Annotated in this window: 16 protein-coding genes; 7 read left to right on the plus strand and 9 right to left on the minus strand. The window is 42.6% G+C overall.

Translation table 11 applies throughout. The features are described 5' to 3' along the window. Nucleotides 1–18: 18 nt before the first annotated feature. The 4 genes from miaB (at nt 19) to L0B18_RS17480 (ending at nt 4,629) form a co-directional block, all read left to right on the plus strand. The gene (miaB, locus tag L0B18_RS17465; protein ID WP_234573151.1) at nt 19–1,377 is read left to right on the plus strand and encodes a tRNA (N6-isopentenyl adenosine(37)-C2)-methylthiotransferase MiaB; all 1,359 of its coding nucleotides are present in this window, start codon (nt 19–21) and stop codon (nt 1,375–1,377) included. Nucleotides 1,378–1,584: 207 nt separating this feature from the next. Further along, a complete protein-coding gene (locus tag L0B18_RS17470) occupies nt 1,585–2,745 on the plus strand; it encodes a M20/M25/M40 family metallo-hydrolase (RefSeq protein ID WP_234573152.1) in 1,161 nt (386 codons plus the stop codon). Continuing rightward, entirely contained in the window at nt 2,735–3,709 is a 975-nt protein-coding gene (locus tag L0B18_RS17475; protein ID WP_370647608.1) for a glucosyl-3-phosphoglycerate synthase, read from the plus strand. Before L0B18_RS17470 ends, L0B18_RS17475 begins: the two co-directional genes overlap by 11 nt. 17 nt (nt 3,710–3,726) lie before the next feature. Beyond that, nucleotides 3,727–4,629 carry an HAD family hydrolase gene (locus L0B18_RS17480; RefSeq protein ID WP_234573154.1) on the plus strand — a complete coding sequence of 301 codons (903 nt, stop codon included), beginning with the start codon at nt 3,727–3,729 and terminating at the stop codon, nt 4,627–4,629. Here L0B18_RS17480 and L0B18_RS17485 read toward each other — a convergent pair. Continuing rightward, complete coding sequence (locus L0B18_RS17485) at nt 4,619–6,367, minus strand: alpha-amylase family glycosyl hydrolase (protein WP_234573155.1); 1,749 nt, start codon at nt 6,365–6,367, stop codon at nt 4,619–4,621. The genes L0B18_RS17480 and L0B18_RS17485 overlap by 11 nt on opposite strands. A 181-nt stretch (nt 6,368–6,548) precedes the next feature. On the opposite strand from L0B18_RS17485, the gene L0B18_RS17490 reads away from it, so the two are divergent. From L0B18_RS17490 to L0B18_RS17500, 3 genes are read left to right on the plus strand one after another with little or no spacing between them, the layout of a single operon-like run. Beyond that, entirely contained in the window at nt 6,549–7,835 is a 1,287-nt protein-coding gene (locus L0B18_RS17490) for a sigma-54 interaction domain-containing protein (RefSeq protein ID WP_234573156.1), read from the plus strand. Next, nucleotides 7,822–8,337, plus strand: coding sequence for an LPS assembly lipoprotein LptE (lptE, locus tag L0B18_RS17495; RefSeq protein ID WP_234573157.1), 516 nt, complete (start codon nt 7,822–7,824; stop codon nt 8,335–8,337). The genes L0B18_RS17490 and lptE overlap by 14 nt, the downstream gene beginning before the upstream one ends. A 27-nt stretch (nt 8,338–8,364) precedes the next feature. Then, nucleotides 8,365–8,997 (plus strand): hypothetical protein, encoded by a 633-nt coding sequence (locus L0B18_RS17500; protein ID WP_234573158.1) that lies wholly within the window; start codon nt 8,365–8,367, stop codon nt 8,995–8,997. A 41-nt stretch (nt 8,998–9,038) separates the two neighbouring features. Here L0B18_RS17500 and L0B18_RS17505 read toward each other — a convergent pair whose 3' ends face one another. From L0B18_RS17505 to L0B18_RS17540, 8 genes are all read right to left on the minus strand, one after another. Beyond that, nucleotides 9,039–9,713 carry an MBL fold metallo-hydrolase gene (locus L0B18_RS17505; protein ID WP_234573159.1) on the minus strand — a complete coding sequence of 225 codons (675 nt, stop codon included), beginning with the start codon at nt 9,711–9,713 and terminating at the stop codon, nt 9,039–9,041. 29 nt (nt 9,714–9,742) lie between these two features. Next, nucleotides 9,743–9,958, minus strand: a complete 216-nt coding sequence (gene rpmE, locus L0B18_RS17510; RefSeq protein ID WP_234573160.1) for a 50S ribosomal protein L31 — start codon at nt 9,956–9,958, stop codon at nt 9,743–9,745. A gap of 98 nt (nt 9,959–10,056) precedes the next feature. Then, complete coding sequence (locus L0B18_RS17515) at nt 10,057–10,467, minus strand: hypothetical protein (RefSeq protein WP_234573161.1); 411 nt, start codon at nt 10,465–10,467, stop codon at nt 10,057–10,059. Between the two features lie 47 nt (nt 10,468–10,514). After that, nucleotides 10,515–10,775: a hypothetical protein gene (locus L0B18_RS17520; protein WP_234573162.1), complete on the minus strand. Its 261-nt coding sequence runs from the start codon at nt 10,773–10,775 to the stop codon at nt 10,515–10,517. A 178-nt stretch (nt 10,776–10,953) separates the two neighbouring features. Continuing rightward, on the minus strand, nt 10,954–12,741 hold the full coding sequence (locus L0B18_RS17525; protein WP_234573163.1) for a SulP family inorganic anion transporter: 1,788 nt from the start codon (nt 12,739–12,741) through the stop codon (nt 10,954–10,956). Between the two features lie 121 nt (nt 12,742–12,862). Then, nucleotides 12,863–14,395: a M20/M25/M40 family metallo-hydrolase gene (locus tag L0B18_RS17530; RefSeq protein ID WP_234573164.1), complete on the minus strand. Its 1,533-nt coding sequence runs from the start codon at nt 14,393–14,395 to the stop codon at nt 12,863–12,865. Between the two features lie 10 nt (nt 14,396–14,405). Beyond that, nucleotides 14,406–14,780: a hypothetical protein gene (locus L0B18_RS17535; RefSeq protein ID WP_234573165.1), complete on the minus strand. Its 375-nt coding sequence runs from the start codon at nt 14,778–14,780 to the stop codon at nt 14,406–14,408. 95 nt (nt 14,781–14,875) lie between these two features. After that, nucleotides 14,876–15,559: an ABC transporter ATP-binding protein gene (locus L0B18_RS17540; protein WP_234573166.1), complete on the minus strand. Its 684-nt coding sequence runs from the start codon at nt 15,557–15,559 to the stop codon at nt 14,876–14,878. Nucleotides 15,560–15,647: the final 88 nt, after the last annotated feature.

Consider the following 15,647-nt stretch of genomic DNA (forward strand, 5'->3'; position numbering starts at 1 on the left):
GTCAAAGAAACCAATCAAATGAGTAATAAAAGATTCTACATAGAGACGTACGGTTGTCAGATGAACTTTGCCGATTCTGAAATCGTCAATTCCATCCTTATGAAAGAAGGCATGGAACCAGTGCATTCAGCCGAGGAAGCAGATGTTATTTTTGTGAACACCTGTTCCATTCGCGAAAATGCCGAAACCAAAGTCTGGAATCGTCTGAAAGAATTTCGATCACTCAAAAAAGATAAAGGCGATTTGACTGTTGGCGTTCTCGGCTGCATGGCTGAGCGAATCCGTGATCAAATCATCGACCAGGAACAACTGGTAGATATTGTTGTGGGACCCGATGCGTATCGCGACATCCCAAATCTGCTTGCAGAAGTTGATGATGGACGGAAAGCGGTGAACGTTCTTTTATCTCTCGAGGAAACCTATGCCGATATCAGCCCGGTACGAACTAGCGATAACGGTGTAAGTGCTTTCGTATCCATCATGCGCGGTTGCGACAACATGTGCGCTTTCTGCGTCGTGCCTTTCACAAGAGGCCGGGAGCGCAGCCGTCCCCTGAAAAGTATATTAAATGAAATTAAGCAACTCAGTGAGCAGGGATATAAAGAAGTTACCCTTCTGGGACAGAACGTAAATTCTTACAAATATGAAGATATCGACTTTACCCGCTTGATGGATGAAGCCAGTAAAGTTGATCCGGAAATACGTTTTCGGTTTTCTTCTCCGCATCCAAAAGATTTCCCCGAACCTCTTCTGCACCTGATTGCCGAACGGCCGAATCTCTGTAATTACATTCACATTCCGGCTCAATCCGGTAGTTCCACAACTCTGGAACGTATGCGGCGTCCCTATACACGAGAACAGTACCTGGATTTGGTTGAGCGAATGAGGGAAATTATTCCCGATGTTTCACTCTCTACAGATATTATCGCAGGTTTTTGTGATGAAACGGATGAGGAACACAAAGACACCGTCTCTTTGATGAAAATCGTAGAATACGATTTAGCCTATATGTTTGCCTACTCCGAGCGTGAACGAACACTCGCACATCGAAAATATGAGGATAATGTTCCCGAGGAAGTTAAAAAGAGACGGCTTTCTGAAATCATTCAACAACAGATGAACATCCAGCAAAAGAATAACAAACTGGAGATTGGCAAGAGACATCTTGTTCTGGCCGAGGGAGAAAGCAAGCGATCCAGCGAACAGCTTTCCGGCAGAACCGATACAAACAAAATGGTGGTTTTTGACCGCCGTGATTTCCAAAAGGGAGATTATGTAGAAGTTGAAATCACCGATTGTACGTCTGCTACTTTGATGGCTACTCCTATCCGAAAAACTTCGATCAGAGAATTTTACGCTGAGCCCGCCCTGGCATAAAGCATCGTTTTAATATCCGTTTATCAGAACGCATCACAGCATGGTTGCGTTAGGTATAATGATGAAACCTTACAGGTTTTCTATTTATTCTGGTTAAGTGGATGTTAAATTTTCGAAACTATTCAAATCAATGAGGGTTTAAGATGAATAGTTGCCCAAAATTTCTCATCTTCAATGAAGTAAGAATATCATTATTATTAACAAAATATGACGGACTTTAAACCACTCGAAAAAAAGTTAAACGGGTTAGAAAAAAAACTTAAAAAATATCGGGAACTACTTTTGGCAAATCTTGTGATGGTTGGAGAAATCCCGGCTCCGACATTTGGCGAAGAAGACAGGATTAAATTTATACTCAATCGTTTTGATGAAGCGGGTTTGACCGACTCTTCGATTGATGATCAAGGCAATGGTGTTGGCGTACTCTCCGGAAAAGAGGGTAAGTCTTCCATCCTGTTAAATGCCCACGCAGATACGATTTTCTCTGCCAAGACAGATCATACCATGCAGGTTTCCAGCGGCTCCATTACCGGCCCCGGGGTGGCTGACAACAGCCTTGGACTCGCCGCTCTCATGACACTCCCTTACATTTTGGAAGATCTCGATATTGAGCTCAAGAAAGACCTGGTTTTATTGGCAGGCGTTCAAAGTCTGGGCCGGGGGAACCTTGAAGGCATCCGCTTCTTTTTGGAGAACAACCCATTTAAAATAAGTGATGCCATTTGCCTTGAAGGCATTCAACTTGGCCGGCTGAGTTATTCCTCCATTGGAATGTTCCGGGGAGAAATCACATGTACGGTTCCCGAAAGTTATGACTGGTCGCGTTTTGGCGATGCAAGTGCAATTTTGACTCTCAATGAAGTCATCAACAAAATTAATGATATACGGCTGCCCAAACGGCCACGAACCAGTATTGTAATGGGATCTATCGTTGGCGGTACTTCTTTCAACACCATTGCACGGGATGCAACTCTTGGCTTCGAAGTACGGTCTGAATCGCAGGAAGTGGTAGAAAAAGCCGGGGAAACCATCCAGGATATTGTGATGGAAGTCTCCTCAAAAACCGGCGACCAGGTAGAACTCGATATATTTGCGAAACGCAGTCCCGGCGGAATTCCATTTGCCCATCCCCTTACCAACTGTGCACGCGTAGTTATGGAATCGCTGGATATTGAACCGCGCCTGGCACCAAGTACATCAGAACTTTCTGCCCTCATTGATGAAAAAATCCCCGCACTTACACTCGGAATTACCGTAGGGGAACGAACATTTAAAACCAATGAAACCATTCAGATAGAGCCGATTTTTAAAGGGCTGGCTCAATTAATCGGAATCATTTTAGCTGTTGACGGAGGATATTGTGAGTAAGCTTCAAGATTGGATTGATAATAATACCTATCACCATTCAGAATTCTGGGATCTCAAAAAACTGGTAGAGGCTAAAGAAAAAAAGGGATTAAAAATCTCTCTCTGCCTGCCAACTTTGAATGAAGAGAAAACCATTGGCAAGGAACTTATTATCTTCAAATCAGAACTGGTAGAACGTTATCCCTTAATTGATGAGATTGCTGTAATTGATTCCGGTTCAGAGGATAACACCCTGGAAGTTGCCAAAAATTATGGCGCGGATACCTATCTGGCATCCGATATTTTACCCGACCTTGAACCCAAAAAAGGTAAAGGCGAAAATCTCTGGAAAGCTATTTATCAGCTTGAAGGAGATATCATTGTGTATGTGGATGCCGATATCAGTAACATTCATCCGCGCTTTGTTTATGGCTTGGTCGCTCCTCTCATCCACCGGGATGAAGTTCAATATGTAAAAGCATTTTACGACCGGCCGCTGGCATTTTCTGGCAATGTGCGGGCTTCCGGAGGCGGACGCGTAACGGAAATTTTGGTAAGGCCCCTTTTCTCACTTTTCTTCCCCGAATTAACGGGAATTATTCAACCACTTTCTGGTGAATATGCGGTTCGCCGGGAAGTACTTGAAAAGATCGCATTCCCGATTGGTTATGGCGTAGAGACATCTCATTTAATTGATGTCTATCACAATTACGGCCTTCAGGCATTTGCACAAACCGATCTCGATAAACGAGTGCACGAAAACAAACCGACACAGGCACTTGGGAAAATGTCGTTCGGTATTCTGCAAACATTCATCAAGCGTGCCAAAGCGCTTGGAATTTTCGAAAAAGCTGAGCATGAAACTATCCTCAGGCAATTCCAGGTCAAACAGAATCATTACGAACAAAACATGATGGAAATCATTGAAGAAGAGCGACCACCAATGATTGAAATCGAAGAATATCGTAAAAAATTCAAGAAGTAATCTCTCAGCGACCACCAATGGATTTCACCGATTTGCATGAAAGGTTTGTCAATCTCTCCAAACCACTTGAACCGATTGACACCGATACCATTCCTACACTTCATCCTATTGAAGGAATTCGTGTTATTGCCTACGATTTTTACGGCACGCTCTTCATCTCCGGCGTGGGAGATATCGGGATTGATGACGGAAACGTAAATGCCGGTCTCCTTACCGAAACCCTGGAAAATTCAGGGATTAAAATCCTGGACAAAAATGCCGGTTCTGACGGGTTCAAAATTTATAATGAAGTTGTTGAAGAACAGATCCAAAACCTAAAACAAAACGGAATCGAATACCCCGAACCTGATATCCGAACGGTTTGGAAAGAGGTTTTGGAAATAATGGAAGAGAAAAACCTCATTGAATATCCCAAAGGAGATTCAATACAAAATGTGGTTTCCGTAGAGTTTGAAGCAAGAATGAATCCCGTTTGGCCCATGAGTGACGCCGTTGAAACCCTCAAATATTTCAAAGAGAAAGGATTTGTGCAGGGAATTATATCTAACTCGCAGTTTTACACGCCCATTGTTCTTGAAGCTTTGACCGAACATTCCCTGGATGAACTTGGTTTCGAAGAAAAACTCCTGCATTGGTCGTTCGAGGAAAACCTAAAAAAACCCGGCTTGCAGTTTTACCGGGATTTCATAGATAAACTGAAGAACTTTGACAAAGACCTCGATCCTTCGGATGTGTTATATGTTGGAAATGATATGCTGAAAGATGTGTATCCCGCTCACGAGCTTGGAATGAAAACGGCTCTTTTTGCAGGTGACAAACGCTCGCTGAAATGGCGGGAAGATGACACCCGATGTAAGGATATTATTCCTGACTTGATCATTACTTCGCTTTCCCAATTAAAATCTTTTGTCAAACTTTAATCCATATCACTTTATACGGCGGGAGCTCAACTTCCCCATTCGAGACGTATTGGTTTCCTGAAAGAATATCATTGTAACTGGAGCCATTTTTTAAAGGAAGTGGATGCTCTTTCAGATCAACTTTGACATTTTCACCCGTCACATTTGCCAGCACCAAAACCTTTTCGGTCTTATCAGGATCCCATCTGAGGAGACAGAAAATACGGTCGTCAATATCATATGCTTCCTGGCCGCCAAAGGGATGAAAAGCCGGGTGTTTTTTTCGGAGTGAAATAACCTCCTTCATGTTGGAGAAAATTCTTGCCGTTGTTGTATCCGGGTCGCTGAGGGCGCTTGTCAGTTCATCATAACTCCATTTTTTTCGGTTGATGGTTCTGTACCTTCCCGTAATCGAAACACCCTGCAAATTATTCCGGGTAGCTGTAAAGTTATGAAAATAGATCCCCGGCACCCCCTTCAGGCTAACCGCTAATATCTGCGAACACATATAGCGTCGCTCCTGCTTCGATTGAGATCCGTTAATCACAGTAAATGCATCGAAATAAGTGATATTTAATTCGTAAGGGGAAAGCGTGCCATCCGGGTTTTTCTTCTCGGAAACAAACCCGCCTTTTTTCTTTACTCCTTCAACCAGTTCATTAAACTCATTCTGGGGGACCAACCCTTCCAGCGGACGAACCCCAATTCCGTCATGTGAAGACGTAAAGTTGAAATAGGTACAGTTCTCAGGAAGCTTATCGAGAGATTTTACCCATTTTGTGAGATAAAACGCATTTTCCGTAAGAATGGCATGAAGTAAAAGCGGAGGCAGGCTAAACTGGTACACCATGTGAGTTTCATCGCCATCACCAAAATAACTGATGTTTTCTTTATGAGGAACATTTGTCTCTGTAATGATTGTAGCCTTGGGAGAAAAACAGTCAACCAGGGTTCTCATGAGTTTCACAATTTCGTGAGTCTCTTTTAAATGAATACAGTTCGATCCAATTTTTTTCCAGATAAACGCCACTGCATCCAGGCGAATCACAGAGAGGCCCTTGCTCAGGTAAAAGAAAAAGATGTCGAGATATTCAAAAAGTACATCCAGGTTTCTGAAATTGACATCAATCTGGTCATCGCTAAATGTTGACCAGACAAATTTCTCACCGTTCTTGGTGTGAACCGGCGTGAGCAGCGGTGTGCTTCTCGGGCGTGTGACTTCAGACAGGTTTTCGGCGGGATCAATCTCAATAAAATAATCTTTATATTTTTCCTCTTTCCTCAGGTATTTCTTAAACCATTCGCTGTATCGGGAAGCGTGGTTCATCACAAGATCGGCCATTAATCGAAAATCCTTGCTCAGTTCCCCGATATCATCCCACCCGCCAAGCCGTTCATCCACCCTTCGGTATTCAACAACAGAGAAACCGTCGTCCGATGAGCTTGGAAAAAACGGAAGAATATGCACAGAGCTGATAGTATCGCTCAGGCTTTCTTTCAGAAATTGATGCTGCTTTCTCAGTTTTGAGATGGGCTCACCGCGACTGGGCTGAATCATATCCCCATAGGTAATAAGAATATGATCTTTATGTGTCCAAACGTCGTGAAAGGAAACTTTTTTGGAAGGTTTCAGATTATACTTCTGAACGAGCTTCTTCGTTCGTTTTATACATTCATCAACCCTATCTTTTCCATAAATTACTGTGAAGTGATGTTGTAATTGATCAAGGGTGTTTTCACAAAAAATGTTTTTGGGCATAAATAAAACGGTGCTTTATAACTCCTGGTCAGATCTTTATAAAGAACACAACAAACGACGATATCATTTAAAAGTAAAGTCAATATTGGAATAACCCCGTTTAAACAGGAAAAATTACGCCTTCATTTTATGGCAAGAATCAGATCTTTCTTACATTTACGGTTCAATAAAAATTAGTTATATGGACAGGCAAGCTCTACAGGAACGTTATGGAATTATCGGCGAATCTGATGCAATAAAGCAGGTTGTTGATAAAATAATGCAGGTATCCGGTACGGATATTACTGTGTTACTGCAGGGAGAAAGCGGCGTCGGTAAAGATGTTACCGCACGTGCCATCCACTCTTTAAGCAAAAGAAGCCGAAAAGATATTGTTATTGTCAACTGTGGCGCCATTCCGGAGGGAATTATAGAAAGCGAGCTCTTCGGACACGAAAAGGGTTCGTTTACTGGCGCACATGAAGCACGCAAAGGATATTTTGAAAAAGCGGATGGCGGAACCATTTTTCTTGATGAAATTGGCGACACACCCAAAAATATCCAGGTAAAACTCTTACGGGTTCTGGAAAGTGGTGAATTTTTCAGAGTGGGTTCCAGCAAAATGTACACCGCAGATGTCCGCGTTATCGCGGCTACCAACCAGGATTTATGGGAACTGGTAAAAAATGGAAGTTTCCGGGAAGATCTTTATTACCGGCTGGATACGGTGAAAATTAAACTGCCGCCGCTCAGAGAACGAAAAGAAGATATTATCCCGATTTTCAGAAAGTTTGTAACGGAATTCTCTTCCAAATACGATTCCGTTTTCCAGGGATTTTCAGACGATGCAAAGGAACTGTTAATCTCGTACCGGTGGCCGGGAAATGTTCGCGAGTTGAGAAATGTAGCGGAACAATTGGTTGTACTGGAAAAATCTCAGTTTATTGATAAAGACCGGCTTCAAAAGTATTTGAAAGGACGGCAGCATCTTGGTTCAACCGATAATTTACCGGTTCTCTCCCGACAGGATCCGGATGATGAGTTTGAAAGTCAACAATCCTCAACCGATACCGGAATTATCTACCGTGCACTTGTTGAAATGAGAACGGATATTTCCGACCTCAAAAAGATGCTCGCAAAATTTCTTTATTCCACATTCAGCGAGAAGGAAATCAAAGCACTGCCAAGTGCCGTATCCCGAAACATTGATCCCAATGATATTTCCGGGCATATTCGGGAACAGATGGACGATTCATCGTTGGGTATCCGGTCCGTAGAATCTTCTTTTGACGGTGAAGAAGAAGATGAAGTGGATGAAATTGAACAGTTCTTTACGGATAAAGAAATCCCATCTATCGAAGAAGCCGAAAAATTCCTGATTGAACAGGCGCTCAAACGATTCGACGGAAATCGACGGAAAGCTTCAGAAGCACTTGGAGTGAGTGAACGAACCCTTTACCGGAAGCTCGATCAATATGGATTGCAATAGAAGAACCCGTACATTTTTGATTGCTCTGCTGATTCTGTTCTCAGGATGCATCAGCTATAGTTTCACCGGTACGTCCATCCCCTCGGATGTGCAAAACATTTACATTCCATTTTTCCCGGATCAATCACAGAGTGGGCTTGGTAATTTGAGTGACCGTTTGAACCGTGCGCTTTTAGAACGTTTTGTAAACCAAAGCCGACTTTCGCTGGCAAACGATCAGGAAACATCGGATGCATTTGTAGAAGGCGCCATACAGAGTTATGTTAACCGTCCGTTCAGCATTGGCGGAGACCAGCAGGCCAACCTGAATGAAGTCAGTATTTCTGTTCGGGCAACGTTTCAGTTCGCTTCAGATGAAGAACCGCTTTGGACATCGACTTTTACGGGAAGTGCCACGTATGACGTGCTTGAAAATCCTGTTGATGGTGAACTTGAGGCGGCAGAAACTGCCTTGCAACAAATTGCAAACAACATGTTTAATGATGCCGTTAGCAATTGGTAAAACGGCAATCTTTCTATAAAATCTGGTATGGAATTAGAGTCCTATCAAATACCGAAATCGTATCAAAGTTACCTGGAAACGTTTGAAACCGATCCGGAAGCAGCCATTTCGCGCCTAAGAAATCGTATTGAAAAACGAAATGCCGGGGCCGTTGGGTATTTTTTCCTGGCATGGCTGTATTTAAAAAATGGTGACAAAGAAAATGCACTTGAAGCATCCATGAATGCGAAAGTGATGGCGCCGGGCAGCCAGTTGATGAGCCGTTTGCACTATTTCATTTCTCATCCCCGTGCATTTGAAGCGTGGGAACCAAAGAAAAACCGCAAGTCGTTCACACGCGGTCACCTCTCTTTTGATTATGTTCATCCGATTCAGGATCTGGACTCTTTGATTAATAAACTTTCTTCGGTTGAGACCAAAAGAATAAAATTTGATCCGAATTCTGATGACGACAGGGATTTAAGCCAGAAAAGTTCGGATGTGGATGATATCGTCACGGAAACACTTGCCGTTATTCATGAAAAGCAAAAGAATTATTCCGCAGCCATTGATACCTATCAGCGATTAAAGAAAGTAAACTCTTCCAAAACCGAGCATTTCGATCAGCAGATTGAACGATTGCAAAATAAGATGGAAGAGAAAAAGAATACAGACGGGTAATTTTTTACAGCATTCTTTGAAGAAGAACCACTGACCGCAAATTATTCAGCTTTCACAAACGCATTGTGTTTCTTCTCCCGGCCAATTGTTGTTGCCGGCCCGTGCCCGGGATAAACGGAAGTAGTATCAGGAAGAGCGTACAGTTTCTCCCGAATGGAGGAAGCAAGCAGGTCAAATTCTCCCTTGTAAAGATCGGTTCGGCCAACGCTGTTATGGAAAATAACATCTCCTGCAATCAGCAGATCTTCTTTTTCGAAATAAAGCGAGACATGATCCGGGGAGTGTCCCGGTGTATAGATCACATCGAACTCAAAGTTTCCAAGTGTGAAGCCTTTCTGTTCTTCGAGGGATTCGGGAGTAAAATCAAATCCGCCGGAGCTCAGACCAAATATTTTGGATTGCTGCTCAAAATTATTCCACAGGTATAAATCAGAATGGTTCAGGTAAACGGGAATATCAAATTCCTTCAGTACTTTATGAAGGCCGAGGATATGATCGACATGGGCATGAGTCAGACATACGGCAAGCAACTCTTCTCCTGAATCTTCCAACTCACCTTTAAATGATCTGAACTCCCGTTCGTCATAAAATCCGGGATCAATCAAAATGGCATGATCATTTTCGGTGAGTAAATAGGTATTTTCTGAAAATGGTCCTACGGTAAATGTCTTTAGTTCCATCGGCAGTTCATAAAAAAAGGATGCAATGAACTTCACTGCATCCTTTAATTTGAAATTGGTGTCGCTTACTTATTCTTATTGTAACGTTTGTTAAAGCGGTCGATTCGGTCAGCTTTCTTCTGAATCTTCTGATCTTTGTTATAGAAAGGGTGATTTTTTGAATCTACCTCGCTCTTGTAAACCCCCTCCTTAACATTCATGGTACTGCGCGTTGTAAACTCGCTACCATCGCTCATTACAACTGTAATTTCTTTGTATTCGGGATGAATTCCTTTCTTCATGGCTATTTGGCTGTTGTTCAAAATCTTTTCAGACACCAAAGATAAGGATATCCTCTTCGCTATGCAATTGATTTGATTTGAGAAAATCTTGTCTGCAGTTACCGATCTTTCTTCCGGTACATAAACTTCAATCCCGACCAATCTTCATCCACCGCGCAGATTTTAATATCTACCAATCCGATTTCCAGCCCTAAACGCCGTACGTCAGATTCTAAAATATCCGTTTCCAATTTGGATGATTTTTTGATCCAGGAAACCCAAAGCATTCCGCCTTTTTCTAATCTCTTTTTTGCGATAGGAAAATATTCGTGAAGAACGGCTGCATTTTTTGCGAAGAGGTGGATAAAAGGCACCAGCCCGTCAGATTTTTCATCCGCGATGGTTACCTCTGCTGGTAACTCACCCAACAAATCAAAAAAATGTGACGGTGCATTTAGCAAAAGAATAGTATTACCAGCTTTAATACCGAGTTTTTTGACAAGAGGTGTTTTGGAATAACCAGATGGCATTGATCAACTTTTTATAAGAAAATACTCGGTTTTATATTAAAACAGAATCAATGATTCTTAAACCTGAAAGTGACTGGAATCTGCCCTTCATTGGGTGTACCGATATGATAAATCTCCCATTCGGCATCGTAATTTGTGATTCGGTCCCGCAGAATGGTTACCAGATTTTCTGAGCTTCCATTATCGGCATCGAAATCAAATTTCTCGACACGAAATCGCATCTTTCGGTTTTCTCCATTCACAAATACTTCAAGGTTCACAACTTTCTCTACATTCGGGACGGTAAATTGTACACGGACGTTTTGCATGGTTTTTCAATTTAGGGATTCATACACATGAATTTATAATCAAGAAATGTGCCAACCCTGATTTAGCGATCATATACACGGTTGTGCTGTCAAATAAAATCTATCTTGTTCGAAAACAAACAGTTACTGTTCGAAAACAAACAGTTACTGTTCGAATTTGGACACAACACCTCAAAAACTACCTGTCAACTCTTTTCAGGTAATCGCTTAACCGATGAGGCGCTTCTTCTTCAGATTCCTGCTCATCCCTTTCTATATTTTCTTTCCGATCCCACTTATCGAGAAGATATTTTACGGCCATATGCGTGCTTTCGTGGAAATGAGTTCCGCCAAGGCTTCTCGCCAATCCAGATCGGGTTAACAATTTCTGAACCGGGGTTTTCATCCCTGCAAAATGAAACTCGATATTCCAGGTTTCCAGCGTTTCCATGACAGATCGAAGAGCTTCGATTGCTGTCGTATCCAGATCGTTAATACTTTTTGCATCTACAATAACCGCACGAATTTTCTTATTTCTCTCTTCACTTTTATGGATGATAAAATCCTTGATGAATTCTGCATTGTTAAAGTTAATGGATGCATCAAACCGGAGGATCAGTATTTCCTCAATGGGCGATGCATTTGGGTTTCGGGACAGATCACGATACGTACGTGTCCCTCCTACATGGCCAAGTACAGCAAGATTAGGACGGCTGGAACGATAGAGCACCATAAGCAACGATCCGCCGATACCTAACAAGATCCCCTCCTGAATACCGATAAAAAGCACACTGAAAAAAGTAAAAATAGCGATATACCCATCTTCCGGTTTGGTTCTGAAGAAATACTTCAGCTCGTCAATATCAATCAGTGATAGCACAGCCAGGATAATAATAGAAGAAAGCGCCGCAATCGGGATGTAATAGAATAGCGGCGTTAAAAACAGAAGTGTAAGGCAAATGACCGCAGCACAAACCACATTCGACAGGGTTGTTTTCGTTCCCGCCTGCTCACTAACCACGGTCCGTGAAAAACTCCCGGAAATCGGCGGACTTTGAAAAAAGCTGCCCACAAAATTTGCCGCACCTATCGCAAAAAACTCCCGGTTTGGATTGATGGGATATTTGTACTTGCTGGCATATGTTTTACCCAGTGAAATAACTGTCATCAACTGTACTACAACGAGTGTTGTTACCGTTGGGATGAGTCTGCGGAAATTCTCAAGAGAAATATCCGGAAATTCAAAGGAAGGAAGCCCTGAAGGTATCGGACCAATCAAATCCAGATTGTATAGTTGAAGCTTAAATCCCCAAACTACGAGTCCGCTGCTAACCAGCAAAACCAATGCCCTGGGAAACATCGGTTTCCATTTTTTTAGGAGATACAGCATCAGGAAACCGGTAAGCCCGATGGCTAACGCAACAATATTTACGGATTCGATCTTTTCGATTAAATCGATTAGTAAAATTCCTACATATTGGGAGTTCTCAGTGTCGATCCCGAGAATATTCCCCAACTGACTGAAACCAATGATCAATGGTGCCGCTGCCGTAAAACCAAAAATTACGGGCTTTGACAGCAGGTTCACCAAAAAACCCATCCGCAGTAATGAAAGAGCAATGTGAACCAATCCTGCAAACATGGTAAGCAAAATCACAACAGAAACGTATCCGCTTGTACCCGGTTCCGCTATATTGCTTGCGCCTGAAACAATAATAATCATGTCGGTAGCTACAACTCCCAGAGACAGATGTCTTGAGGTTCCAAATAACGGATAAATAAGAAGTGGGATAAGCGAACCGTATAACCCGTATATGGGCGATAAACCGGCAATAACCGCGTAAGCCATCACTTGCGGGATCACAATTACCCCAATGGTTAATCCCGCTTTGGTGTCGGCCGTAAACTCATCTTTTGTATAATCTGAGATCCAGATAAGAATGGTAAATTTATTCCTGATCCAGGAGAGTACAGCCTTCAGGTCCATATCCGGTGATTGAAACCTTGATTGTTGTGATTAGGGGTTGGCTTTATGAATTAGAAATCAAATGCCTTCCATACACGTCAAAAATACAAATAATTCTTCTGATTATGCGCTCTGATTCTTTTTAATCCATCGTGAAAATAGAAAAATAGATATCGATTCCGTACCAGATATTTCCGATGCGAATATTCTCATCCGGAGCATGCTGATTGTTGTCATGATTGGCAATCGGAACGATGACAATCGGCTTTTGCATGATTTGTTCAAAATGGTACAGCGGCAGCGTTCCTCCCATCGTTGGGTACAGAATCAAATCATCTGAAGTGGCTTTTTTGAGGGCATCGACAACCTGCTGTGTCATGGGATTCTCAACAGACGTTCGCATAGCCGGATATCCGCCGCCACGTGTTACCTTGGCTATTTTTTGATGCTGAAGACGGGTTTCCATATCCGGATCATCCCGAACAATATAATATCCCTGCTTTCTGATATGAGCTTCCACTTTGTCTTTCATATCCTCGGGATTATTTCCTTTTGCCAGACGAATTCCAAGTGTTGCTGTAGCCGTGGTTGGGATTACATTTCTCGCCAGTTCGCCGGTATTTCCACTCGAAAGTCCACGAATTGTCAATGTGGGATACATGTAACTTTCGATGAGCGACCGTCCTTCGTTCTCTGTCCATGTTAATCCAAGGTCTTCCATAATTTCATCATCCACATCCGGCAGTGTGGCAAACGCTTCTTTATCGGCCTGTGTGATAGGTGCTGTGCTGTCGTTAAATCCATCAATTAAAATTTCACCGGTCTCCTTTTTCATACTGGCGAGTAATTCGGCAAGCATCTGTCCGGGAACGGGCGACCAACCTCCATAATGGCCACTATGCAACGGACGCGATGGCCCGTACACAGTTACTTCCATTCCCGTCACACCCCGTACACCAAATACAACCTGAGGCCTTCCGCTCTGATGCATTGGCCCATCAAAAAAGAGCCAGAGATCGCCATCCAGTTTTTCCTTATATCGCTCCAAAATTTGTCGAACGTGGGGCGAGCCGTTTTCCTCTTCCCCATCAAAGAAGAATTTCAGGTTTGATGTGAGTTCAATATCATTTTCCTGGAATGCATCCAATGTTGACAACATTGCTGCAAATGGCGCTTTATCATCGGATGCAGATCGCCCATAAATTCTCCATTCCGGGTTGATGGATTCATCGGCTTCAGGAAACTCAATCGGTTCTCCCTTATCTTCCATGGAAGCAGAGTACAAAGTCGGTTTCCACGGGGCATGCGTCCAGTTGTTCGGATCAGCAGGCTGGCCGTCATAATGAACATATAAAATCAGTGTTCGTTCGGCTCCGGGTGTATTCAGTTCTCCATAGATAACGGGAGGAACATCCGGCTGCCCGGGCAGTGTTAAGAGTTCCATTTCGGCACCCCGTTCTTCAAACGCATTCATGATCCACTCAGCATTTTTGTGGATATTCTCAATATCAGACGCCACATTCGGAATGCTCAAAAATTCCAGATAATTCTCAAGAATCGAATGCGCGTTATCGTCCCTGTATTCCTGTGCAACTTTCACAGCCTGTGACTGGGCAAAAAGTGAAGTGGATAAGGCTACCAGAAAAAAGATGGAAAGCGTAAAAATTCTATACATGAAAATAAATTTAATGGCGGTGATAAAAGCCTTTAAGCGTTTCGTTATCGGGTAAATTCGAAATCATCTGATCGCTTTTTAAAAAAGTATTCACAGATTGAAAGGCATCTTGTAAGATATCGTATTCGCCCTCTTTCGCAAAAACGGTAAAGCTGAACAGACGCTCTTCCCCTTCAAAAATGCAGATTCGCCCGTTGTGTGTAATATCACGGTCGAACCGGATTTCCAATCCGTTATAATCAAATGCAGCAATTTTTTTTCCAAGCGGCACTTGACCATCTTTCTCTCTCTGCTCGATTGTTGAAACGATGGTTTTGATATCGAGGTCCGGTGATTGCTCTGCAACTTTTTCCTTCTTCGAAAACAAATTTGAAAAGAAACTCATTATCTAAATCAATCTGTCACTTTTTTAGCAGAAAAATGAATGTAACGGATATCAAACAGGGAATGAAGTTTTCATTCGAAATAATTGCAAGATATCTACTCTGCGTGGTAAGGATCTTTTTCGACCAGTGCTCCGTCTTTAAGCCTTATGATGCGTTTGCTGTAAGCCGCCATTTTTTCCGAATGAGTTACCTGCACAATGGTTACACCTTCCTCGTTTAGTTTCGTAAACATTTCCATGATCTGTTCGCTCTGTTCAGAGTGAAGGTTTCCGGTTGGTTCATCAGCCAGCAACAATTTTGGACTGCCAATAATGGCTCTCGCCACTCCCACAACTTGTTGTTGTCCACCTGAGAGCTGTGGCGGAAAAAGATCTTTTTTCGCCACAATGTTAAACCGGTCCAGCATTTCGGCCACCATTGCCTTCCGCTGTTTGGATTTCACTTTTCGATAGAGCAGTGGCATCTCGATATTTTCGTATACGGTCAATTCGTCAATCAGATGATAGGCTTGAAAGACAAACCCGATATGCGATTTATGATAGTCCGATTTTCGTTTCTCGTTGAGGTTATGAACCGGATCACCCAGAAAAAGATATTCTCCTTCAGAAGCATCATCCAAAAAACCAAGAATGTTTAACAGGGTTGATTTCCCTGCACCACTGGGTCCCATAATCGTTATAAATTCGCCTTCCTTGATTTCCAGGTTAATATCTTTCAAAATGAAGGTTCGCTGGAACCGTTTGTCGATGTATTTGTAGATGTTATTTAGTTGGATCATAGTTTTTTAAGCTGTCAGTCGTCAGCTATCAGCTTTCAGTTTCACCACTCTGATGACTGACAGCTAAGTATTGACGACTTATTATTAT

Source organism: Rhodohalobacter sp. 614A, from assembly GCF_021462415.1.
GTDB lineage: Bacteria > Bacteroidota > Rhodothermia > Balneolales > Balneolaceae > Rhodohalobacter.